Source organism: Gammaproteobacteria bacterium (assembly GCA_016712635.1).
Classification (GTDB): domain Bacteria; phylum Pseudomonadota; class Gammaproteobacteria; order SZUA-140; family SZUA-140; genus JADJWH01.
The window spans coordinates 20,605-43,701 of sequence record JADJQS010000008.1 but is presented as its reverse complement, the minus strand read 5'-3'; the positions used below and the strand labels follow the sequence as shown (position 1 = coordinate 43,701).

Genomic DNA, 23,097 nt, shown 5'->3' with positions numbered 1-23,097 from the left:
TCCCGACCACCGTCAGGGTCACCGTCGCCGTGTCCGTCGCGACGCCATCGCTGATCGTGTAGGTGAAGCTCTCGGGGCCGCTGTGGCCCCCGCCGGGCTGTAGCTCAGGCTGGTGCCGTTGTTGGTTACCGCACCGCCGCCACTCCTCGGCCCCACCGCCGTGATCGTCAGCGTGTCGCCAAGATCGGGGTCGCTGTCGTTCGCCAGCACACTGAGCACGTTGTTGCTGCTATTGAACTGGATGTTGAAACCGCTGTCATCGGTCGCAGTCGGCGGGGTGTTCGCGGGCGCGATCACCGTGATCGTCACGGTCGCGGTATCGGTCGCCGCACTGTCGCTGACGGTGTACGTGAAGGTCTCGGGGCCGCTGTAGCCAGACCCCGGCGTGTAACTCAGGCTGCTGCCGTTGTTGGTCACCGAACCGCCGTTACTGGTCGCCCCCACCGCCGTGATCGCCAGGACATCACCCACATCCGGATCGCTGTCGTTCGCCAGCACGTTCAACGCATTAGCCGTGCTATTCCGGTTGGCGCTGTAGTTGTCGTTGGTCGCATTCGGCGCAGTGTTTCCGCTCACCACGGTTACGCTCACGGTTGCAGTGTCGGTCGATGTGCCATCGCTCACGGTGTAGGTGAAGCTCTCGGGACCGGTATACGCCCCCGCCGGGGTGTAGCTCAGGCTGCTGCCGTTGTTGGTCACCGACCCGCCCGCGCTCGTCGCCCCCACCGCCGTGATCGTCAGCGTATCGCCCACGTCCGGGTCGCTGTCGTTCGCCAGCACGTTGAGCACGTTGTTCGCGCTCCCCTGCTGCACGCTCAGACCGCTGTCATTGACCGCATTGGGCGCGGTATTACTGGTCCCGACCACCGTCAGGGTCACCGTCGCCGTGTCCGTCGCGACGCCATCGCTGATCGTGTAGGTGAAGCTCTCGGGGCCGCTGTAGCCCCCCGCCGGGCTGTAGCTCAGGCTGGTGCCGTTGTTGGTTACCGCACCGCCGCCACTCCTCGGCCCCACCGCCGTGATCGTCAGCGTGTCGCCAAGATCGGGGTCGCTGTCGTTCGCCAGCACACTGAGCACGTTGTTGCTGCTATTGAACTGGATGTTGAAACCGCTGTCATCGGTCGCAGTCGGCGGGGTGTTCGCGGGCGCGATCACCGTGATCGTCACGGTCGCGGTATCGGTCGCCGCACTGTCGCTGACGGTGTACGTGAAGGTCTCGGGGCCGCTGTAGCCAGACCCCGGCGTGTAACTCAGGCTGCTGCCGTTGTTGGTCACCGAACCGCCGTTACTGGTCGCCCCCACCGCCGTGATCGCCAGGGCTTGCGCAGGCACATCCGGATCGCCGTCATTGGTCAGGACGGTCAGCACATTACCGGAGCTGTTCCTGCCGACACTAAAGCTGTCATCGGCCGCATTCGGCGCCGCATTGCCGCCGACTGTGACCGTGACTGAGGCCACCGCCGTATCGACACCGTCGCTGACCGTATAGCTGAGCACCTCGGTGCCGGTCGCACCGGCTGCAGGCGTGTATAGCAGGCCGTCGCTGGTGCCGTTGATGCTGACTGTGCCGCCGGCGCCGAGCGGAGTGCTGATGCTGGCCGCCGTGATCGACAGGGTCGGCGCCGGCAGATCTGCATCGCTATCATTCGCCAGTACGTCGAGCGCGTTACCACTCGTATCCTGACCCACGTTGAACGAATCGTCGGCGGGCGCCGGTGCCGCATTCCCCCCCGCCACCACCGTCACACTCACGGTCGCGGTATCGCTTCCGACGCCATCGCTGACGGTGTAGGTGAAGGTCTCGGGGCCGGTGTAGGCCGCCGCCGGTGTGTAACTCAGGTTGGTGCCGTTGTTGGTCACCGAACCGCCGTTACTGGTCGCCCCCACCGCCGTGATCGTCAGCGTGTCGCCAAGATCGGGGTCGCTGTCGTTCGCCAGCACATTGAGCACGTTGTTGCTGCTGTTTGATTGGACATTCAAACCACTGTCATCATTGGCAGTCGGCGCGTTGTTCGCCGGCACGACTGTCACCGTCACGGTCGCGGTATCGGTCGCCGCACCGTCGCTGACGGTGTACGTGAAGGTCTCGGGGCCGCTGTAGCTGGGCGCCGGGGCGTAGCCCAGGCTGGTGCCGTTGTTGGTCACCGAACCGCCGTTACTGGTCGCCCCCACCGCCGTGATCGCCAGGACATCACCCACATCCGGATCGCTGTCGTTCGCCAGCACGCCAAGCACGACACTTCCGCTGTTCTCCGCCACGAGGTAGCCGGTATCATTGACCGCATTCGGCGCAGTGTTTCCGCTCACCACGGTTACGCTCACGGTTGCAGTGTCGGTCGATGTGCCATCGCTCACGGTGTAGGTGAAGCTCTCGGGACCGGTATACGCCCCCGCCGGGGTGTAGCTCAGGCTGCTGCCGTTGTTGGTCACCGACCCGCCCGCGCTCGTCGCCCCCACCGCCGTGATCGTCAGCGTATCGCCCACGTCCGGGTCGCTGTCGTTCGCCAGCACGTTGAGCACGTTGTTCGCGCTCCCCTGCTGCACGCTCAGACCGCTGTCATTGACCGCATTGGGCGCGGTATTACTGGTCCCGACCACCGTCAGGGTCACCGTCGCCGTGTCCGTCGCGACGCCATCGCTGATCGTGTAGGTGAAGCTCTCGGGGCCGCTGTAGCCCCCCGCCGGGCTGTAGCTCAGGCTGGTGCCGTTGTTGGTTACCGCACCGCCGCCACTCCTCGGCCCCACCGCCGTGATCGTCAGCGTGTCGCCAAGATCGGGGTCGCTGTCGTTCGCCAGCACACTGAGCACGTTGTTGCTGCTGTTGAACTGGATGTTGAAACCGCTGTCATTCACCGCGTTCGGCGCACTGTTGGCGGGCAACACTGTGACGGTGACACTCGCGGTATCGGTCGCCGAGCCGTCGCTGACGGTGTACGTGAAGGTCTCGGGGCCGCTGTAGCTGGGCGCCGGGGCGTAGCCCAGGCTGGTGCCGTTGTTGGTCACCGAACCGCCGTTACTGGTCGCCCCCACCGCCGTGATCGCCAGGACATCACCCACATCCGGATCGCTGTCGTTCGCCAGCACGCCAAGCACGACACTTCCGCTGTTCTCCGCCACGAGGTAGCCGGTATCATTGACCGCATTCGGCGCAGTGTTTCCGCTCACCACGGTTACGCTCACGGTTGCAGTGTCAGTCGATGTGCCATCGCTCACGGTGTAGGTGAAGCTCTCGGGACCGGTATACGCCCCCGCCGGGGGTAGCTCAGGCTGCTGCCGTTGTTGGTCACCGACCCGCCCGCGCTCGTCGCCCCCACCGCCGTGATCGTCAGCGTATCGCCCACGTCCGGGTCGCTGTCGTTCGCCAGCACGTTGAGCACGTTGTTCGCGCTCCCCTGCTGCACGCTCAGACCGCTGTCATTGACCGCATTGGGCGCGGTATTACTGGTCCCGACCACCGTCAGGGTCACCGTCGCCGTGTCCGTCGCGACGCCATCGCTGATCGTGTAGGTGAAGCTCTCGGGGCCGCTGTAGCCCCCGCCGGGCTGTAGCCTAGGCTGGTGCCGTTGTTGGTGACCGCGCCGCCGCCACTCCTCGGCCCCACCGCCGTGATCGTCAGCGTGTCGCCAAGATCGGGGTCGCTGTCGTTCGCCAGCACACTGAGCACGTTGTTGCTGCTGTTGAACTGGATGTTGAAACCGCTGTCATTCACCGCGTTCGGCGCACTGTTGGCGGGCAACACTGTGACGGTGACACTCGCGGTATCGGTCGCCGAGCCGTCGCTGACGGTGTACGTGAAGGTCTCGGGGCCGCTGTAGCTGGGCGCCGGGGCGTAGCCCAGGCTGGTGCCGTTGTTGGTCACCGAACCGCCGTTACTGGTCGCCCCCACCGCCGTGATCGCCAGGACATCACCCACATCCGGATCGCTGTCGTTCGCCAGCACATTGAGGAGGATGTTGGTGCTGTTCTCGGCCACAAGATAGCCGGTATCGTCAACCGCGCTCGGCGTCGTATTGCCGTTGACCACGTTGATGCTCACCGTGGCGGTGTCCGTATCAGCGCCATCGCTGACAGTATAGGTAAAGGTCTCGGGGCCGGTGTATGCCGCCGCCGGCGTGTAGCCCAGACTGGTACCGTTGTTGATAAGAGCGCCGCCCGCGCTCGTTGCGCCAACCGCCGTGATCGTCAGCGTGTCGCCCAGATCCGGGTCGCTGTCATTCGAAAGTACGTCGAGCAGGTTGCCGCTGCTGTTCTGCTGGACATTGAGACCGGAATCGTCGACGGCGTTCGGCGCCGTGTTGCCGATTCCGACCACGGTCACCGTGACTGTCGCGGTATCCGTCGCCGTCCCGTCGCTCACCGTGTAAGTGAAGCTCTCGCTGCCATTGTAGCCAGGCGCAGGGGTGTAGATCAGTCGGTCGTTGGTACCGTTGATGGTCGCGCTGCCCCCGTTGCTGGTAGCACCGACCGCGGTTATGGACAGGAAGGCTCCGATGTCCGGATCGCTGTCGTTGACAAGCACATTCAGTATATTGCCGCTGCTGCCCATGGCGACACTCAAGCCGCCGTCATCAACCGCGGTCGGCGGCGTATTGCCCGCGGCCACGACGGTGACCGTTACCGTGGCGGTGTCCGTGTCGACACCGTCGCTGATCGTATAACTGAAACTCTCGTTTCCGGTATATCCGGATGCCGGGGTATAAAGAAGGTTGCCGCCGTTGGCGGTCACCGTGCCGCCGGCCGTGGGCGCCTGCACCGTACCGGCTGCGATCACGATCAGCGTGTCGCCGACATCGGGATCACTGTCGTTTGCCAGCACGTTTACCGGATTGTCGAGACTGTCCTTGCCGACGCTGATGCCGGTATCATCGACCGCCGTCGGGGCACTGTTGTTGCCCCCGTCTATCGTCGTGACCGTGACTGTCGCCGTCGCGGTAAGACCCAGTTCGTCGCTGATGGTGTAGCTGATATTCTCATCACCGGTGTGTCCCGTCGCCGGGGTATACAGCAGGGCGGTTCCGGTCCCGTTGATCGCCACGGTGCCGCCTGAATCGGGGATACCGACTGCGCTGATCGACAGCGAGTCGCCAAGGTCGGGGTCGCTGTCGTTGGCCAGCACGTTGAGCGGGCTGTTGACGCTGCCCAGCGGCACGCTGAGGCCGGAGTCATTAACCGCCGTCGGGGCGCTGTTCGTGTTGTCGAGGACGAAGCTGACATTGCCCGTTCTGGTCGTCGTACCATCGCTGACCGAGTAGGTGAAGACCTCGGTGCCGAGGGTGTTCCTCGGCGGGATGTACAGCAGCTTGTTGCCGGCGGCATTGACCGTCACCGTACCCCCGAGCTGCGTGAGCGAGGTTCCGGTAATCGTCAGGCTGTCGCCCACATCGGGATCGTTGTCGTTGGCAAGGACATCCAGCTCGATCTGCATCAGATCGGTGGTGGTTGACATGACGAGCAGCCGTCCGTTCGAGGTGACGAACCCCTGGCCGAGAAAGTTGCCGGCGGCATTCTGCATGACCAGGCTGCCGTCCATGATCACCTGATAGATGCCGTTGAAATTATCCACCAGGGGACCGTCCTGGACGACGCTGTCGCTATCGAGGTCCAGGGCGAGGCGGTTGGTCGATGTCACATCGGCCGAAAACGACGCGTAGACATTCTCGCCGGAGATGAATTGATCGTCGCTGTCGAAGGATATCGAACCGTTTTCCGTCGTCAGGGCAGCGAAGTTCTCGCCCGTGCCGGACAGCGGCCCCGACAGGGTTTCCTTCAGCCTCACCAGGTTGTATGCGGTTTCGGAGCCCCCTGCGGGATCGAGCACGGTATTATCGAGCGCCAGCGTATCGATCGATCGCTTGACCGCCAGCATCAGGCCGCGGCCCATGATCCCCGCCGCATTGGTCTCCACCGGGTAGATCAGCAGGGAACCGTCAGAGGTGACGGCACCCACGGCTCCATTGCCCGCCGCATCCGTCGCCAGGACCTGCCCTTCCGCAGTCACGACGTGGGATGATCCATCAACGCCGCCGACGTCGCTCTCCGGATCGTTGACGGTGGCAAGGTCGTGCCTCGTGAGGGTGCCGAAGAGAATGCCGCCGGTGGCCGCGCCGCCGTCCCCATAGCCCCACCCGCCGCCGAGTGCGTGGATCTCGATGCCGCCCTCGCCGCTGCCCAGGGTAAAGGTGTCCTTAAAGGCTGACTCATGCTGCAGACCGCCATACAGGCCGTTGTGCAGCACGACTTCCACGCCGCCGCCGGAAAACCCGTCGATGAGACCGCCGAGAATGGGAGAGGAGGCATTCTGGATCGTGGCTACCGCCTGGGTGAAGTTCAGGCCGTCAAGGTCGACATCCATGCCGGCGACGAGATTCGACAGCGCCGCGACCTCCTCCACCGCAAAATTCGCGAGGGTCACTCCACCCGTCAAGGCGTCGACGATACTGTCGACGACTGCCTCCGACGCCGGCGAAACATCAACTTCGGAACCGGTCACAATGGCGCGCATGGTATTGGCCTGGCCTGTCACCCGGACGGCCAGGGTGCTGTCCGGCGCCGGTGTGTCATTGAAGGTGTACGAGCCGTCGGAGGCACTGGTCGCCGCCGCGATCACGGTGACCACATTCCCCAGGCTATCCAGGCGTACCAGTTGCACAGTAGCCCCGTTGACCGGGACGAGGCCGGTGACAGCGGCGTTTGCCGTGCCCGTCAGCCAGGCGGCAAGTTGCGAAAATGGGTTGATGAACGGATCAGCGGATGAAAACTGGAGGCTGTCCTCGCTCGGCGCGCTGACGACGCCGGTGACAAGGTTCGGAACAGAGGACTCGGAGGGTTCGTTGACGTCACAGGCCGGCAATAACAGGCCGGACAATACCAGGAAGACGAGACGGGTATGGAATGGTTTCAGCAAGCTCATATGGATTATCTAAGCAACTTGCGCACCAGGACCCGCCGTGACGCAAGATGATATGATATCCCTATCAAGAGTTCCTACCCGCATCCCGCGTCGCCTAGATCGGCTGGCGCGCGGTTATATGTTTATAAGCGCAGATTATACCCCAGAGGCCTCTAATGGTCATCCACGCGACCCTACAATTTATTGTTGATGTAGGAAATTCCTGCTCTCGCGCTGCACGCGCGAGGGTCGATATGCGTATTTGACGAGAGGGGGAGAGATTAGTTCCAGAGGCCGGCATCAAAGCCTGGCGGAGGAAGCATCAGGCTTCCGGTATGAAGGTTCGCATCACACTGTTCTGCCGCCGCAACGCCCCGTCGACAAGGCGTGGAAACAGGGCGTTCATCCTGACGAAGAACGATTCCGGAAAACCCAGGTAGACATCCTTGCGATCGCGCTCGATTGCCCGCACGATCTGTCGCGCGACCGCCGCCGGTTCGTCCATCTTCATGCCGGTCCGCTCCGCCATGCGGTACATCTCGGGTGGATTGAGCGGCGTCCGCACCGCGCGCGGGGCAACATAGGTCACCCCTACGCCGCTGCCATCGAGTTCCCGCCGTAAGGCCTCGGAGAATCCGCGCATTGCATATTTGCTCGTCGAATAGGCCGTGTGCCATGCAAATCCGATCGAACCGAAAATCGAACCAACATTGACGATGCGGCCCCAGCCGCGCCCGATCATCTCCGGCAGCACCGCCCGCGCAAGCGCCAGCGGGGCGGTCACATTGACCCGCATCATCTGCTCAATGCCGGCGGGATCCTGCCGCGCGAATTCGGTGAAGGCCAGAATGCCGGCGTTGTTGATAAGGACATCCACACCGCCGAAGCGCTCGTGCATGCGCCGCAGGATCAGGGCGCGCCCGGCGCTGTCGGTGATGTCTGCGCAGACCGGCTCGATGCGGGAGGCCTCACCGGCGAACCGCCCGGCAAGCTGCACCAGCTCATCGCCGCGACGGTCGACTATGCCGACGCTGGCGCCGCGATCCAGCAATTCCACGAACAGGGCTTGTCCTATCCCGCCACAGGCGCCGGTCAGCAGTATTCGCGCAGATTCCAGCTTCATGTTTTATCTCCTGACTAATCCAGATGTTTGCGGGCCAGAGCCAGCCTGGCCCGCGCCTCATCGCGCCGCCCTTGATCGGCGCTGGCACGGAACGGACGGTCGGGCGCCTGCAAGGCCTTTTCGAGATAACGCGCGGCCTCCTCATATCGCTTCTGCTCGAGCAGATAATCGCCGTAGAAATAATTCGGGTCGATGCCGTCCGGATTGACTGACAGCGCCTTCTTCAGATATTTCTCGGCCTGCTCGTCGTTGCCGAATCCAACCGGCCAACCCGGCACCTGATAGTAGAGGCTGCCCAGCGAGGTATAGACCGAGCCGTTCAGCGCCTCCGGGTTGATCGACTCCGCCCGCTCCAGCAGGCGTCGCGCCTCCTTGACCTTGCCAAGCGCGCCCAGCCCGCCGACCGCACCGGCATGCGAACTCAGGATGATGGCCTTCCATATGAGCGGCTCGGCACGTCCCTCATGGCGAGCCACTACCTGGTCTGCCGTCCCGGTCAGTTGCTTGAAGGCATCATCCCGCTGCTTTTCCGGCGTCTGATAGTTCGCCACCGCCCAGCCGTCCTGCAACTGCCGGATATCCTGCGCGAGGACGTCGTCATCCTGTGCTAAAACAGGAGCCACCGCCCCTGTCGCCACTGCCAATATAAATGCCATTACCATCGATCGTGCCTTCATAAGCGCTTCCTCCTGAATTAATCCTTGTCCAAGGGCAGACTGCGAAAGATGTCGCCGTAAAGCCGGTAAAACATCATGGCCCCATGCAGGACCGCCTGCCGGTCTGTCTCGTCATCAAGGCGATTGACCAGAGAACTGAAAAACTCCATATGCTTGAGATCGAGCGCGCCATGCGAATTCAGATAGCTGAACGCCCGGTCGGGCAGACCGAGAGACGCCTGTATGACATGCGCCGCCTGGCAGGCAAGCCGGATGCTCGTGCCCTCGAGCACGAATACCATGCCAAGAAAGCCTGCCGGGTTTCCGCGCCGAACGGTGTCATAGGCATATGCCACCATGACCTCCGTGGCCGCGCCCGGTCTGCCGCGCCGCACCGCCTCGGCATCGGCGCCGCAGGCGCGGATGTCGTTCAATATCCATTCCTGATGTCCCATCTCCTCCTCGATGTAATGGCCCATCGCCTCGCGCAGCCATTCGAGACGTTCAGGCAGCGCGGCTCCGCACGCCATCAACAGAGGCACCGTGTGCTTGACATGGTGGTAGGCTTCGGCAAGAAATGCGATATAGGCCGAGAGTGGTATCTCGCCACGCATGCCGCGCGTGATCGCCGGGATAGCAAGGAAGTCCCCGCGCGCCGCTTCGGTAGCGACGATCAGATCATCACTGAAACTCATCTAGACTGCCTCCCGCATTATGGGCCGGAGCACGTCGGCATAGCGGCGTGCGAGCTCGTCGCGGCGCGGACGCCCGGTTCCTGTAAGCTGTCCATTCGCAATCGTGAACGGTTCCGCGGCGAGCACGTATCTGCCCACGCGCGCGTAATCCGGCAGACTGCGGTTCGCCGCCTCCACCGCCATCCCGACATCCTCGGCGCGCGCGCCCTTCATCGCGACGATCAGCGCAACATTGACCGGGCTCGACTCACCGAAAACCACAGCCTGCGCCAAGGCCGTCTGGGCCAAGAGTTGGCCCTCGATCCATTCGGGGGAGACATTACGTCCGTACGCTGTCGCATAGGCGTTCTTCTTGCGCCCGGTCACGTAAAGATAGCCCTCGGTATCGAGATAGCCGAGATCGCCAGTGGTCAGCTCATCATCTCCGCGCGGCTGGTCGCCCAGGTAACCGCTGAACAAATCGCCCCGCACCATGATTTCGCCATCCCCGGCGATGCGCACCGTCAAGCCCGGAAGTGGCCTGCCCGCCGAACCGATACGGTTGGCGCCGGGCGTATTAAGGGCGACGACCGACACCGCCTCTGACAGCCCGTAGCCCTGGTACACCGGCAGCCCGTCGCGCCGCGCTTGCAGCAGCAGATCCCGCGCCACCGGCGCACCTCCCACGGCAATGAAGCGCAGGCTGTCGGGCAGATTCGCACCTCGCGCACGCGCCGCCAGCATCGCGCGCAACTGCTGCGGGATCACGATCACGCTGCTGGGGAGATAGCTGTTCAACGCACTGATCAGTCGTGCCACATCGAGGCCGGAGGAACCTGAGAGTCCGACCGAACTCAGGCGGGGCACGCGGCACAGCGCACCCGCGAGCAAGGGCACATACACACCGCCGAGGTTCTCCAGCAGGGTGGAGAGCGGAGTCAGACACAGACTGACGTCTGTTTCGGTGGCGCCGGTGGCGCGAGCCAGAATTTCGACCTTGTGTTCCAGCGCCTGACAAGACACGCAGACCCCGCGCGGCTCACCTGTGCTGCCCGAGGTATAGGTGACCTTTGCCATATCGGAGTAACCGATCGCCGCAATCGCGCCCGGCAGCACACCCAGGGCCAGCGTTTCGCCGGCGACCTCTACTGCGGTCGACACCACGCCAATGGCAATCCGGGCAAGGCGCTCCGGTTGATCGGTGAGCAGGCAGTCTACGCCGGCATCGCGTACGGTGTGCACGAGCTGTTCATCGGTGAAGAACCCCGGCAGGGGAATACATATGATATTTCCCGTCAGCGCCGCGAGATCGGCAATAACCCATGCCGGTCCGTTATCCAGCAACAAACCCAGACACCGCCCCGGCAACCGCGCAGCCAGATTCTCGACTTCATCGACCAGTCGGGCATAACCGAGAGACACGTGCTCGCCAGCTACTGCGGGCGCATCCGGCCGTTCCTGTGCGTGCACGCGCAGGCGCGTGATCAGTCTGCTCATTCACCCCCCACTGCACGGAACGAAGTCGTTCCGGCTTCATGGTTTCCGAGCCGCTGTGCGTCCAGCCACAGGCTCCAGAGTTTGCGTCTATCCGGGTGGATGGCGGCGCCCAGCTGGCGGAAGCCCTCGGCGATATCGCCGTAGCACACCACAGGACCCGCCTCGTAATAGCTGCCCCACTGGTCGCGCACCTCGGGTGGCAGGCGCGTGATATCCGCCTGGGCATGGATCTTCAACGGCAGTCCAAGGCGGACGAATGCGTTATAGATGGGCGGAATGGCGGTGAACACCACCCATTCAAAACCGGATGAATAGAGGTATGCAGTCAGGGTCGCAATCAGCCAGCGCGCCTGTCCGACGCTTGCCGGGGCCAGATTACCCACCTCGACGATGGAGGCGCGGGGAATACCGGATCGGCCCAGCTGCTCCGCGAGAAACGCCTCGACATCGGTATCGAGGTAATACTCGGAGTACAGCCGCTCGTCCGCCGCCGGCCGCACCCCTGCCACGGCGCACAGGGATTGGTCTTCGCACACCAGACTGAGCAGTTCCGGACAAAAGCTTTCAACCTCCGCTCCGTAGGCGCGACGGAAACGGTCGCGCACGAAGCCCTCCATGACCGGGCGCAGGGGATCGCCGCGACCATGCGTGGCCAGTGTCAGCGTCGTATGCGGCTCACCCAGGCGCGGCAACGCCGATACCGCGCACCGCGCGGACCCCGTGTTGATTTCTGCTGATGTATTCATGTCTGGTACCTGTTTCGGCTTCATACAGCGCCTAAGATAGGGTGCCGAACTTAAAATACGCTTAAGTAAGCTGCTTATTACAAAGGGAAATTCTGTGGGATACAAACACGAAGGCCCCGCACCGGGCGGGGCCTATGGGAATTAGAAGCCTGTCAAGGTGCCGACGTCCGTATCGACTTTAGCTGTCGCTGACAGACCTTGACAGAACTTATACTAGAAGACCGCGCCCGAGGTAAAAAGTTCATCCTTGAGCAAGTCGAGGCTTCGAAACATCGCGGTCTCAACATCAAGATATGGTATCGAGGACTCCTGCGCACCCCTGCTCACCACCGGCCAGCAGATTCGCGGCGATGCCGTCCCGCCAGGTCGATAGACGTGTCGACGGCACATGTGTGCGGAAAACAGATCCATGACTCCCGGGGTGAGCGCGATCGCGCAATCGCGTTGTCACGGACGATTTGGTGGGCCCGCTCGGACTCGAACCGAGGACCAAGGGATTATGAGTCCCCTGCTCTAACCGACTGAGCTACAGGCCCGGAATGCGCGAAAGTATAGCGCAGCATTGTGAAATTCACACCACACAACGCCGGCGTTCAGCGCTGCGAAGCTAGCGGAAATCAAGGATATGGCTGGAAGATCGCTGCAAAAACGGCGAGCCGGAAAACAAAGGGAGCCTCGCGGCTCCCTTTTTACTTTTGCCTTGCGGCGATTGCCTGATTAATCCACGAAACTGCGCAAGGCCTCCGAACGGCTCGGGTGACGCAGCTTGCGCAGGGCCTTGGCCTCGATCTGGCGGATGCGCTCGCGCGTGACGTCGAACTGCTTGCCGACCTCCTCCAGCGTGTGGTCGGTGTTCATGTCGATGCCGAAGCGCATGCGCAGCACCTTGGCCTCGCGCGCGGTCAGGCTCTCGAGCACAGCGGTGGTCGCCTCGCGCAGACCGGCGATGGTGGCCGCCTCGGGCGGCGACAGGATGTTCGAGTCCTCAATGAAATCGCCCAGGTGGGAATCCTCGTCGTCACCGATCGGGGTCTCCATCGAAATCGGCTCCTTGGCGATCTTAAGCACCTTGCGGATCTTGTCCTCGGGCATGTCCATGCGCGCAGCCAGTTCGTCCGGCGTCGCCTCGCGCCCCATCTCCTGCAGCATCTGGCGCGAGATGCGGTTGAGCTTGTTGATCGTCTCGATCATGTGCACCGGGATGCGGATGGTGCGCGCCTGGTCCGCGATCGAGCGGGTGATGGCCTGACGGATCCACCATGTGGCGTAGGTTGAGAATTTATAACCGCGGCGGTATTCAAACTTGTCCACGGCCTTCATCAGGCCGATGTTGCCTTCCTGGATCAGGTCGAGGAACTGCAGGCCGCGATTGGTGTACTTCTTGGCGATCGAGATCACCAGGCGGAGGTTGGCCTCGACCATCTCCTTCTTGGCGCGGCGCGCCTTGGCCTCGCCGATGGACATCTTGCGATTGATGTCCTTGATCTCGTTGATGGCCATGTTTGATTCGGTCTGGATCCCGATCAGCTTCTTCTGCGCGCGCAGGATCTCGTCCTGGTGCACCTCCAGAATCCTGGAGTGTTTCTTGCCCGCCTTGATCTGGCGCGGCAGCCAGTTGAGATCTGTCTCGTTGTCGGGGAAGGAGGTGATGAACTCCTTGCGCGGCATGTGCGCGTTGCTCACGCACACCGTCATGATGATCTTTTCCTGCGCGCGGATGCGCTCCACCGTTTCACGCAGGTTGTTGATCAGATGATCCGTCATGCGCTGGGTGAGCTTGAAGGTCATGAAACAGTCGGTCAGTTCCCTGAGCAGCTTGGCGGTCTTGTCATGGGCCCGCCCCTGTTTTTCCACCGCCGCCATGGCCTTCTTGTACAGCTTCTCCAGCTCCTCGAAGCGCACACGGGCTACTTCGGGATCCGGGCCGGTGTCCGCGGCCTCGCCGGCTTCTCCGCCCTCCTCGTCGCCCTCCACCTCGACCGCTTCCACGACGAACTCTTCTTCGACTACCGCCGCCTGCGCGACCGGTAAATTGACGTTTTCATCCTGGTTGGGATCGACATAGCCGGTGATCAGGTCGCCCAGACGCGCCTCGTTCGCCTGCACTTTCTGATAGGAACGCAGGAACTCGGCGACCGTATCCGGGTACTCCGTCAGGGCGAGCAACATCTGTCGCTGACCACTTTCAATGCGCTTGGCGATCTTGATCTCGCCTTCGCGGGTCAGCAGCTCGACAGTACCCATCTCACGCATGTACATGCGCACCGGGTCAGTCGTGCGCCCGAACTCGCTGTCCACGCTCGCCAGCGCAGCGGCTGCTTCCTCGGCGGCATCGTCGTCGCCGTCCACCGCCGCATCGTTCATCAGCAGACTTTCGGTATCAGGCGCGATTTCGTGCACGGTGATACCCATGTCGTTGATCATGCCGATGATGTCCTCGATCTGCTCGGGATCAACGATGTCGTTGGGCAGGTGATCATTGACCTCGCGATAGGTCAGATAACCCTGTTCCTTGCCCTTGGCGATCAAGGTCTTGAGTTGCGACTGCTGATCCTGCTTCATAATGGCTTCCCGACCTCTGGTCGACTAGATTGACAATGAAACGGCCGATTCTACTACATGCAGCCGGGGATTGAGAACATATCGCGGCAATACTTAAACACCCGTCATTCGACCGTCGACATATCCATAACTAACTGTTTGAGCGACTTCTTTTCCTGTAGCAGCCGGGTCAGCTCCTCCTTTTCCTGCTGACTCCATGCGTCCCGCGGACGGCTGTTCAGGGTGCCGATCTGCTGCTCGACATAACCGAGCTGGAGGCGGTGCAAGGCTTCAAGAAACTCCCGATCCAGCTCTTCGTACGGTACCAGCGACTCTTCCCGGGCCAGCCTGGCCAGCGCCTTGGCGTGCTCGTGGTCGCGCCAATGCTCCAGCACGATGGCTGTTGTGAAATGAGGGTTAACCTGCAACAAATCAAGCATCTCCACCAATAATCCTACGCCGGGAGTCTCCATACTAATCAGCCGCTTGTAATCTACCGCATGCTGGGCCAAGGCGGGTTTCCGCAACAGATGGGAGATCGCCCTGCGTACCAGCGAGACCACCGTACGCTCGCCTTGAGGACCCCGGGGGCGTCCGGCGGGACGGCTGGACCCCTGCTTGCCTGACAGCATTCCCGCCAGGACATCGGGGTTCAGTCTCGACAGTTCCGCCAGACGATCGATCATCAGCTGCCGGAAAACCCCAGGGGCCAGCCTTGCAAGATAGGGGCGCACCAGTTCCACCAATCGAGCCCGACCATCTATGCTCGATATATCGGCACGCCCTACCAGCGTGTCATAGAAGAAAGTGGAAAGCGTGATTGCGTTCTCAACACGTGTTTCAAACACCTCCCTGTGTTCCTTGCGCACCAGCGAATCCGGGTCATCACCCTCGGGAACAAACATGAAGCGCGCCTGCCACCCGTCCCGCAGAGCAGGCAGTGCCTGCTCGAGGGCGCGCCATGCTGCCTCGCGGCCGGCCCGGTCACCGTCAAAACAGAAGACCACCTCCGGCACCAGCCTGAACATGCGCTCCAGATGCTGCGGAGTGGTCGCGGTGCCGAGGGTCGCAACGGCATAACGGATTCCATGCTGCGCCAGCATGACCACATCCATGTAACCTTCGACCACAAGCAGGCGTTCAAGTTGCTTGATGCTGCTGCGCGCCTCGTACAGCCCGTAAAGTTCGCGCCCTTTATGAAAGAGGTCTGTCTCCGGAGAGTTCAGGTACTTCGGTGTGTCGTCGCCGATCACCCGGCCGCCGAATCCGATCACCCGGCCGCGAACATCCCGGATGGGAAACATGACGCGGTCACGAAAGCGATCGTAGTATCCGCCCTGATCGCGCTTGATGAGCAGTCCCGCCGCCGCCAGCGCCTCCGCACCGAACATGCCGCCAAGGGAACCGGACAGATTGTCCCATCCTGCGGGGGCATAACCGATCGCAAACTCGGTGGCGGTATCCCCGGCGACGCCGCGTCCCTTGAGATAGTCTACTGCCAGCTTTCCCCGCGGGTGATCACGCAGCTGGCGGCGGAAATAGTGCGCCGCCTCCCGCAGGATATCGAAGGATTCACCGCCCTGCCGGGCCCGGTCGCTGCCAGGCGCCTGGGGGACCTCCAGTCCGACTCTCTGGGCAAGCTCATGGACCGCGTCGACGAAATCGAGATGGCAGTACTCCATCATGAAACCGATAACGGTTCCGTGGGCACCGCAGCCGAAGCAATGATAAAACTGTTTCTCGGGACTGACCGTGAAAGACGGGGTTTTTTCTTCGTGAAACGGGCAGCGCGCCACATATTCGCGCCCGGCCTTGCGCAGGGCTACGTAACTGTCTATCACTTCTACGATGTCGACGCGGGCGGTCAATCCATCGATGAAGTCCTGGGGAATCCTGCCTGCCATGGTGAACTAAGATACAAGGGCGAAGATACAAGGGACAAGGGTATCGCCGGGGCCGTGGCTGGAGTCTCGATCAGGCGCCCGCATGCGCATACACCCCCTCTTTTCCTTGTAATGCCGATCCCTTGTATCCGCGATTCTAACCGAGCCTGGCCTTGATCCGGGCTCCGACCACTCCCATATCGGCGCGTCCCTGAACCAGCGGCTTCAACACACTCATGACCTTGCCCATGTCTTTGACTGACTGCGCACCCGTCTGGGCCACCGCCCGATCGATCAGGCCGGTCAGTTCCTCTTCCGAGAGCGCGGGAGGGAGGTATTCTTCTATGACCTTGATTTCATAGGCTTCCTTATCGACCAGATCCTGGCGTCCGGCCTTGCCGTACTGGTCGATGGAGTCATTGCGCTGCTTGATCATCTTGCTAAGTACGACGATGACCTGTTCATCATCAAGGGCGATGCGTTCGTCGACCTCACGCTGCTTGATCGCCGCGTTGATGAGCCGGATGATGCCCAGGCGCTGGCTGTCCCTGGCACGCATGGCGGTTTTCATGTCTTCCTGCAGGCGACGCTTGATCGATGTTTCCATATGAAGAAGCCCGCGGAATAGCTAGGAGTGGCGCGATTTCAAGCGACGCGGCCCCTCGCCGGGGCACGCGCCGTCTGGTTTATTCAAGAATGAGGGCGGGAGAAACGAGCACGCTCCATCGATGTGCGCTTCTGCTGGCGTTTGACCGCAGCCGCGGCCTTGCGCTTGCGAACCGAGGTGGGCTTTTCATAAAACTCCCGCCGGCGTATCTCGGACAGAACACCGCTTTTTTCACAGATACGCTTGAAGCGGCGCAACGCCACTTCGAACGGCTCGTTGTCTCTCACGCGAACATTAGGCATTCACATCCCTCGCAATAAGCTGGCTGCTACACAAGAAGACCTCAAAGGGGGCGTATTTTACCGTCCACCCTCGCCCGCTGTAAAGGGAAGCTTCAATACCGCAGTGGCGACAGAACGCGGTTGTGGACATGCTTGAAAAGCTGCGCCTGAGAGTCCGGGTAACCGGCCAATGACATCTCCGCTTACAAGTCACGTCGGAAATAAATGTTTAATATCAACAAGTATGATATCGATCACCCCCGATTATTCCCGTCGGGCGGGTCTATAGCAAAGTACGGCCGGGGACTAGATCGAGACGAGATACCCTAATAACAACTGGAACATTGGGAACCTTTTCGCGCGTCATGGGTACTAATCCGTACCACTCATTTCCCGACACTCCTCCCGGTATCCCAGATCGAGCGGCAGCGGGCAATAACACAGCCCACCTCTTGGCAGGGGCGAAGAAAGGCTAAGCTTCGGGGTCGCCACCATTGCACCGTAAATCCACCGCAGGCGATAAGGGACGGTCTGAGCAATCAGCCTTTGAAACCCTGGTCCGCCCCCATCTCAAACCGCTTTTCCGGCTCGCCTACCGCCTCACCCGGAGCCGGGAAGACGCGGAGGACCTGCTTCAGGAGCTGTTGCTTAAGCTGTATCCGCGCCGTCAGGAACTGATGGAAGTCGATCGGCTTCGCCCCTGGCTGAGCCGCGTCATGTACCGTATCTTCGTCGACAACCACCGACGCTATTCCCGCTCCCCTGTCCATCTGGCTGTCGATCATGGCGCCGATGCGCACAGCTCCGATCCGATCGACAATCTCCCCGGCGTGGAAGGTAACCCGGAGCTCGAAACCGAACAAAGCGTTCTGACTCGACACCTGCTGCAGGTCATCGACAGACTGAGTGAAGATCACCGGCACGTCCTCGGCCTGCACGACATCGAAGGCTATACCCTGGAAGAGATGCAAGTGATCCTTGATTGCCCGATTGGCACCCTTAAATCCCGCCTGCACCGGGCTCGAGCGCGCTTGCGCGAATTGCTGATTCATCTGGAAGATGAACGCCAGCCACGGCCAGAAAAAAATAAATCGGTGTCATTCATATAGTTGGATATGTATCGGGAACTTTTTTTCCGTCCCTTCGTGTACTAGTGTATGCAAATGGGGACACCTATGGATTGCCAACAGATCCTCAAGCAACTGGACGATTATCTCGACGGCTTGCTGAGGCCTGAGATGGACATCGCGCTTGAGCGGCATATCCGCCAATGCCGGCAATGCCGTGCCCTGCTGGAGCGGGAGAATGACGTCCGCCGCGCGCTGCGCAACCTGCCTGCCCCGGAGCCCTCCGATGCGTTTTTCGACCGCGCCATCGCGCAGGCGGTCACACACGAGCGCCGACGCCTGGGATGGCGCATCCCGGGTGCGGCACTCGCGGCAAGCATCATGTTGATATTTGCGGTGAATGTCTTGTATAAATCCGACGCACCGCCTGCGCAGGAAATCCCCGGGCTGATGATCGCACTGAACCAGGCCCAGGAGGTAAGTCTGGTATTTGAGTCCGAGCACGCCATGGAGAATGCCCGTTTTACTATAGAGCTACCCGATGGCGTCGAAGTCAGCGGTTATCCCGGCCAGCGCGAGCTCAGTTGGGAAGGCGGGCTGGCGCAAGGAAAGAATCTTCTGGTGCTGCCGGTCGAGGCGCACAGCGGCCACGGCGGCGAACTGGTCGCCGTAGTGACGCACACCGGGAAGAGAAAGAATTTTGCCCTGAGGCTGGACGTGCTGCCGCCACAGGATGTGCCAGCCGCCGGTCTTCCGGATCAGGTTGCGGTGCCAGTTACGGTAATGTGACCATAAAGAGCCTGTCCATGCGGATCATCTATACAACCTGCCTGTCCATCATCATCAGCTCCGTCCTGACAGCGAAGGCGTACGCGGCGGATGTGGCCGGTGACCTCGACGTAACCATCCGGATGATGGATACAAAACAAGGTATCAATGAATTCATCAACCGCATTGAACTGCCCAGGGGCCCCATAGAGACCGCCCCCGCAACGAGCGAACGGAAGGGTGGCGCGACCGAGAATTCCCCGAACGCTGGCCAGCAAACCGACGAAGGCTCGAACGATCACCGCCGCGATGGCAGGAGAGACCGTGATGTACGCAGGGATAGGGATGCCGGCAATGATCAGCGGGCAAACCGGCCAGACTCCGAATATCGAGCGAACGACGGTGACCGAAGAGAAATCACGGGCTTCCGCGATCGCTCGATTGAATCGCGCGAGCAGCGCGAGGATCGCCAGACGACTACGCGTGATCAGCGGCAATCGATCCAGGATGCTTCCCGCAGCAATTGAGACAGATTCCGCGACCCCTATCCTCCTTCCGCATGGCCTGGCCGCCAGAAATAGTATAAATTAGGCACCGGTCCACGAGTTCTCACCGTTGTTAAGGATGGTGAGGCGTAAATCCACGGCCCTCCACGCATCTCATCCGCTGCTCCCGGATGCCAGGAGAGGCAAGCCATTCCCGTGCCGACATGTCGTCCAGCGCCCGTGTCCCGCAGCGCGCGAAGAAACCCGGTCAGTTGCTCTTTGCCCTGATCATCTGCCTGCTGCTGTCCAGCGCCTGCGCCGACGAGGCTTACGATCTCGGCATTGACGCCTTCAACCGCAGCGATTACGAGGCTGCAGTCGCACATTTTCTCGCGTCACAAGCCGATGCCACCGCATCCGCATTGTTGCACTACAATCTCGGCGCCAGCTATTACAAACTCGCGCGCTACCCGGAGGCGAGGGATTCTTTTCTGAAGGTCATCGCCGACCCCGAACTTGCGGCCCTGGGCTATTACAACCTGGCTCTCGTCGATATCAAGCTGAATCAGCCGGACCAGGTCGCGGTCTGGCTGCAGCACACCGTAGAAAGCGCGGACAACCCGAAGCTCCGGAATCTTGCCCTGACCCTGCTGGCGCGCTATTCGGGCCAGCGGGAAACAGCCCGCATGCTGGAAGACGCGGCCGCTACGGCTGCGTCGCCCTGGTCAGGTTACATTGGGGGAGAATCGGGGTATGACAGCAACGTGATCCTGCGCGCGGACAACCAAGCCCTGGTCACCAGCGATCAGGACGATTTTTTCCTCGACGTCTTCGCCCATCTCAACCGCCGCATCGGCGAAAACGATGGCGGCCTGCAGATGAACCTTGAGGGGAGTGCTTATGTCATCAAATACCAGGACATAAAAGGCTACGACATCGATTCCCTGCGCGTTGGTGGTTCACTGGAGAAGAATCTCGCGGGATGGTCGACGCTGGGCCGCACCCAACTGGTACACAGTTTTCTGGACGGCGATGACTTCACCCTTGAGACCCAGTTCAATCTGAACGCCAGCCGCTGGCTGGACCCAGGCCGCAGCCGCCTGCGCCTGCGTTATGAAATGAGCCATATCAAAGATCTGGACACACTCTATTCCTATCTCGCAGGCTGGCGCCACAATACCGATGTGGGGATGACCTGGCTGCGCGAAGAACTACAGCTGTACCTGCTGTATCAGCTCGAAACCAATTATCGCGAGGAACTCGACGCACCCCGCTTTACCAGTTATTCACCGGTGCGGAATTCGCTGCGCATCGGTGTGGAAAGCCCGGCAGGCCGCCTGTTCAACGCCACGTTCGAGCTGCGCTACTACCGCTCTCATTACCTCAATCCGAATGAGATGGCGGATGGAAGTTTTCTCACCCGCAACGACGACCGATTCAGCGTAATCGCGCGACTCACGCACGGGTTCTCCGGAGGAAACGAGCTCTCCTTCGAGTACCGCCGCACTGACAACCGCTCCAACATCGACGATTACGACTACAAGCAATACCTGGCCATGCTCGGATTGCTGGTGTCATTCTGACAAACCCGGCTAACGTCCAGGTCTGACCAGGCTGACCAGCCCGGCCTGCTGCAGGATGGTGTCCAGATGACGGCGGATGCTGCGTGTATCTTCCATCGTCAGCACCTCGTCCAGGATATCCCGCGCCCTGGCGACGCTGAAGTTATGGATCACCCATTTGACACGTGGCAGGCTGGTGACACTCGCGCTGAGGTTTGATATTCCCATGCCGAGCAGCAATATCGCCGATGCGGGATCGCCCGCCATCTCTCCGCAGACGCCCACCTCCCGCTTGCAGCGTTGCGCCGTCACGACCACCTGCATCAGTGCGCGCAGTACAGCAGGATGCAGCGAGTCGTATAGCGGCGCCACGCGTGCATTGTTCCGGTCCACCGCCAGCATGTACTGGGTCAGGTCATTGGTGCCTATGGAAAGAAAGTCCACGCGCGGCGCCAGCGCATCGATCTGATAGATTGCAGAAGGCACCTCGATCATGATTCCGATGTCGGGCATCACCACTGCCTCGCCCTGGGCGCGCAGCTCCTGATGCACACGCCTGATGATGCGCAATGCCTCATCGACCTCTCCGACGTTGCTGATCATCGGCAACAGCAGACGCAGATTGTCGAGCCCGATGTTGGCGCGGAAGATCGCGCGCAACTGCACCGAAAATATTTCCGGATGATCGAGTGTGATGCGGATTCCGCGCCAGCCCAGGAACGGGTTCTCTTCATGAATCGGGAAATAGGGCAGCATCTTGTCCCCGCCGATATCCAGCGTGCGCACCGTCACCGGCAGCGGCGCATACGCTTCCAGTACCTGGCGGTAGATCTGCCGCTGCTCCTCCTCGCTCGGGAAACGGTTGCGGATCATGAACGGATACTCGGTCCGATACAGTCCAACACCTTCCGCTCCGTGGTGCAGCGAGGGGGTGATGTCCGATAACAGGCCGGCGTTGGCGTAGAGCGGGATGCGTATGCCGTCCGGCGTCACAGCGGGGAGATCGCGCAGCTCAGCCAGCCCAGCCGCGAGCCTTTCCTCTTCCTGCGCCAACAAGCGGTACTCATCGCGCACCTTGGCCGACGGTGAAATGTGCAGGCTGCCGCCGTCACCGTCTACAATCAGCTCGCGCCCATCTATGCGTCCGACCGGAAGCTCGCTCAGACCTACCACCGCGGGTATGCCGAGGGAACGGGCCAATATCGCCACATGCGAGGATCCGGAGCCGCGCACCGTCACCACTCCCGCCAGGCGATCCAGCGGGACCTCCGCCAGCATCGAGGCCGTGATCTCTTCACCGACCAGGATGGTACGCACGGGATACTGCCGCTGTTCCTGCGGCGAGTTCTCCAGCCGCGCCAGGATCCGACGGCCAACGTCGCGCACGTCCTCCGCACGTTCGCGGATGTAGGGATCCTCCATCAGATCGAAAATCCGCGTGTGCTCGGCGATAGTGTCGCGCAGCGCACCCGCCGCCCAGTTGCCGGCACGGATGCGTTCGACAGTCTGGCTCTCGAGACTGGGACTGCTCAACATCAGGGTATAGGCGTTGAACAAGGCGCGATCCTCGGCGGCGAGCGAGTCGCCGAGCCTGTGCTCCAGTGCACTGATATCGCCGCGTGCGGCCTCCAGCGCTGCGCGAAAGACCGCCACCTCTCCCTCGATGTTGCTCACCTGCCGATCAGGAATTGCGTTGAGATCCGCCGGAGGATAGATCACCACGGCCTCGCCGATGCCGATGCCAGGCGCGCCCGGCAGGCCGACGATCGGGCGTGATTCGGCGTCTTCCTGATCCGCGGCGAAGCCCTTTATACCGCCACTCGCGGCGGCGAGCGCGATAGCACCTGACAGCTGCGCGGCAATGGTGAGCAGAAACGCCACTTCATCATCGTGGAAACGGCGCTTGTCGTACTGCCGCGCAACCAGTACGCCCATCACCTTGCGGTGATGGATGATCGGCACGCCGAGAAAACCGTGGTAGTAGACCTCCCCGGTTTCTGCGATAAACCGATAACGCGGGTCGGCAGGTGCGTCGTCGAGGTTGAGAGGTTCTTCAGTTTCTCCCACCACACCGACCAAGCCTTCGCCACGCGCGAGGGAAACCCTGCCGACGGCCTGTGGATTCAGGCCGTCGGTCGCCATCAGGATGAATGCGTCCTGGGACGGATCGAAGAGATAAACGGTACAGACGTCAACCTTGATGGCCTGCTTGACCCGGGTGACAATAATCGACAGGGCCTGCTCCAGATCGCGGGCCGCATTGACTTCCAGTACTATGCGCCGGAGTGTGGCGAGCATCCTATATACCGCGGCTGCGG

The 23,097-nt window shown here is 61.6% G+C and carries 16 protein-coding genes, 1 tRNA gene and 1 pseudogene; 4 read left to right on the top strand and 14 right to left on the bottom strand.

Annotated elements, in window-relative coordinates; translation table 11 throughout:
• Positions 1-18 precede the first annotated feature (18 nt).
• The 13 genes and pseudogenes from IPK65_11075 to rpsU all read right to left on the bottom strand — a co-directional run bounded on the left by IPK65_11075 (position 19) and on the right by rpsU (position 16,918).
• Positions 19-3,309, bottom strand: a pseudogene (locus IPK65_11075) (tandem-95 repeat protein).
• Entirely contained in the window at positions 3,210-3,467 is a 258-nt protein-coding gene (locus IPK65_11070) for a hypothetical protein (protein ID MBK8163646.1), read from the bottom strand. The pseudogene IPK65_11075 and the gene IPK65_11070 overlap by 100 nt, the downstream one beginning before the upstream one ends.
• Positions 3,464-6,910 (bottom strand): tandem-95 repeat protein, encoded by a 3,447-nt coding sequence (locus tag IPK65_11065; GenBank protein MBK8163645.1) that lies wholly within the window; start codon positions 6,908-6,910, stop codon positions 3,464-3,466. The genes IPK65_11070 and IPK65_11065 overlap by 4 nt, the downstream gene beginning before the upstream one ends.
• Positions 6,911-7,211: 301 nt before the next feature.
• Complete coding sequence (locus IPK65_11060; protein ID MBK8163644.1) at positions 7,212-8,012, bottom strand: SDR family oxidoreductase; 801 nt, start codon at positions 8,010-8,012, stop codon at positions 7,212-7,214.
• 14 nt (positions 8,013-8,026) lie between these two features.
• Positions 8,027-8,689 (bottom strand): hypothetical protein, encoded by a 663-nt coding sequence (locus IPK65_11055; GenBank protein MBK8163643.1) that lies wholly within the window; start codon positions 8,687-8,689, stop codon positions 8,027-8,029.
• Between the two features lie 17 nt (positions 8,690-8,706).
• Positions 8,707-9,363 (bottom strand): iron-containing redox enzyme family protein, encoded by a 657-nt coding sequence (locus tag IPK65_11050; protein MBK8163642.1) that lies wholly within the window; start codon positions 9,361-9,363, stop codon positions 8,707-8,709.
• Complete coding sequence (locus IPK65_11045) at positions 9,364-10,839, bottom strand: AMP-binding protein (GenBank protein ID MBK8163641.1); 1,476 nt, start codon at positions 10,837-10,839, stop codon at positions 9,364-9,366. It abuts the gene before it with no gap.
• Entirely contained in the window at positions 10,836-11,585 is a 750-nt protein-coding gene (locus IPK65_11040) for a thermostable hemolysin (GenBank protein ID MBK8163640.1), read from the bottom strand. The genes IPK65_11045 and IPK65_11040 overlap by 4 nt, the downstream gene beginning before the upstream one ends.
• 459 nt (positions 11,586-12,044) lie before the next feature.
• Positions 12,045-12,121 (bottom strand) — tRNA-Ile (locus IPK65_11035).
• Between the two features lie 181 nt (positions 12,122-12,302).
• Positions 12,303-14,147: an RNA polymerase sigma factor RpoD gene (gene rpoD, locus IPK65_11030; protein MBK8163639.1), complete on the bottom strand. Its 1,845-nt coding sequence runs from the start codon at positions 14,145-14,147 to the stop codon at positions 12,303-12,305.
• 104 nt (positions 14,148-14,251) lie between these two features.
• Positions 14,252-16,030 (bottom strand): DNA primase, encoded by a 1,779-nt coding sequence (locus tag IPK65_11025; GenBank protein MBK8163638.1) that lies wholly within the window; start codon positions 16,028-16,030, stop codon positions 14,252-14,254.
• A 136-nt stretch (positions 16,031-16,166) separates the two neighbouring features.
• Positions 16,167-16,616 (bottom strand): GatB/YqeY domain-containing protein, encoded by a 450-nt coding sequence (locus IPK65_11020; GenBank protein ID MBK8163637.1) that lies wholly within the window; start codon positions 16,614-16,616, stop codon positions 16,167-16,169.
• Positions 16,617-16,699: 83 nt separating this feature from the next.
• A complete protein-coding gene (gene rpsU / locus IPK65_11015; GenBank protein MBK8163636.1) occupies positions 16,700-16,918 on the bottom strand; it encodes a 30S ribosomal protein S21 in 219 nt (72 codons plus the stop codon).
• Between the two features lie 473 nt (positions 16,919-17,391).
• Here rpsU and IPK65_11010 point away from each other — a divergent pair, with 473 nt between their 5' ends.
• From IPK65_11010 to IPK65_10995, 4 genes are all read left to right on the top strand, one after another.
• Positions 17,392-18,006, top strand: coding sequence for an RNA polymerase sigma factor (locus IPK65_11010; protein ID MBK8163635.1), 615 nt, complete (start codon positions 17,392-17,394; stop codon positions 18,004-18,006).
• A 66-nt stretch (positions 18,007-18,072) separates the two neighbouring features.
• Complete coding sequence (locus tag IPK65_11005; GenBank protein ID MBK8163634.1) at positions 18,073-18,753, top strand: zf-HC2 domain-containing protein; 681 nt, start codon at positions 18,073-18,075, stop codon at positions 18,751-18,753.
• Positions 18,750-19,259: a hypothetical protein gene (locus IPK65_11000; protein MBK8163633.1), complete on the top strand. Its 510-nt coding sequence runs from the start codon at positions 18,750-18,752 to the stop codon at positions 19,257-19,259. Before IPK65_11005 ends, IPK65_11000 begins: the two co-directional genes overlap by 4 nt.
• Before the next feature lie 149 nt (positions 19,260-19,408).
• On the top strand, positions 19,409-20,800 hold the full coding sequence (locus IPK65_10995) for a hypothetical protein (GenBank protein ID MBK8163632.1): 1,392 nt from the start codon (positions 19,409-19,411) through the stop codon (positions 20,798-20,800).
• Positions 20,801-20,809: 9 nt separating this feature from the next.
• On the opposite strand, the gene ptsP is transcribed toward IPK65_10995, so the two are convergent.
• The gene (ptsP, locus tag IPK65_10990) at positions 20,810-23,077 is read right to left on the bottom strand and encodes a phosphoenolpyruvate--protein phosphotransferase (protein ID MBK8163631.1); all 2,268 of its coding nucleotides are present in this window, start codon (positions 23,075-23,077) and stop codon (positions 20,810-20,812) included.
• Positions 23,078-23,097 lie beyond the last annotated feature (20 nt).

Bases quoted from the DNA above. Each gene is read 5' to 3' on its own strand.
- IPK65_11020 (MBK8163637.1), bottom strand. From the start codon at position 16,616: ATGGAAACATCGATCAAGCGTCGCCTGCAGGAAGACATGAAAACCGCC.
- IPK65_11060 (MBK8163644.1), bottom strand. From the start codon at position 8,012: ATGAAGCTGGAATCTGCGCGAATACTGCTGACCGGCGCCTGTGGCGGG.
- rpoD (MBK8163639.1), bottom strand. From the start codon at position 14,147: ATGAAGCAGGATCAGCAGTCGCAACTCAAGACCTTGATCGCCAAGGGC.
- ptsP (MBK8163631.1), bottom strand. From the start codon at position 23,077: ATGCTCGCCACACTCCGGCGCATAGTACTGGAAGTCAATGCGGCCCGC.
- IPK65_11025 (MBK8163638.1), bottom strand. From the start codon at position 16,030: ATGGCAGGCAGGATTCCCCAGGACTTCATCGATGGATTGACCGCCCGC.
- IPK65_11055 (MBK8163643.1), bottom strand. From the start codon at position 8,689: ATGAAGGCACGATCGATGGTAATGGCATTTATATTGGCAGTGGCGACA.
- IPK65_11050 (MBK8163642.1), bottom strand. From the start codon at position 9,363: ATGAGTTTCAGTGATGATCTGATCGTCGCTACCGAAGCGGCGCGCGGG.
- rpsU (MBK8163636.1), bottom strand. From the start codon at position 16,918: ATGCCTAATGTTCGCGTGAGAGACAACGAGCCGTTCGAAGTGGCGTTG.
- IPK65_10995 (MBK8163632.1), top strand. From the start codon at position 19,409: ATGCCAGGAGAGGCAAGCCATTCCCGTGCCGACATGTCGTCCAGCGCC.
- IPK65_11040 (MBK8163640.1), bottom strand. From the start codon at position 11,585: ATGAATACATCAGCAGAAATCAACACGGGGTCCGCGCGGTGCGCGGTA.
- IPK65_11045 (MBK8163641.1), bottom strand. From the start codon at position 10,839: ATGAGCAGACTGATCACGCGCCTGCGCGTGCACGCACAGGAACGGCCG.
- IPK65_11005 (MBK8163634.1), top strand. From the start codon at position 18,073: ATGGATTGCCAACAGATCCTCAAGCAACTGGACGATTATCTCGACGGC.
- IPK65_11065 (MBK8163645.1), bottom strand. From the start codon at position 6,910: ATGAGCTTGCTGAAACCATTCCATACCCGTCTCGTCTTCCTGGTATTG.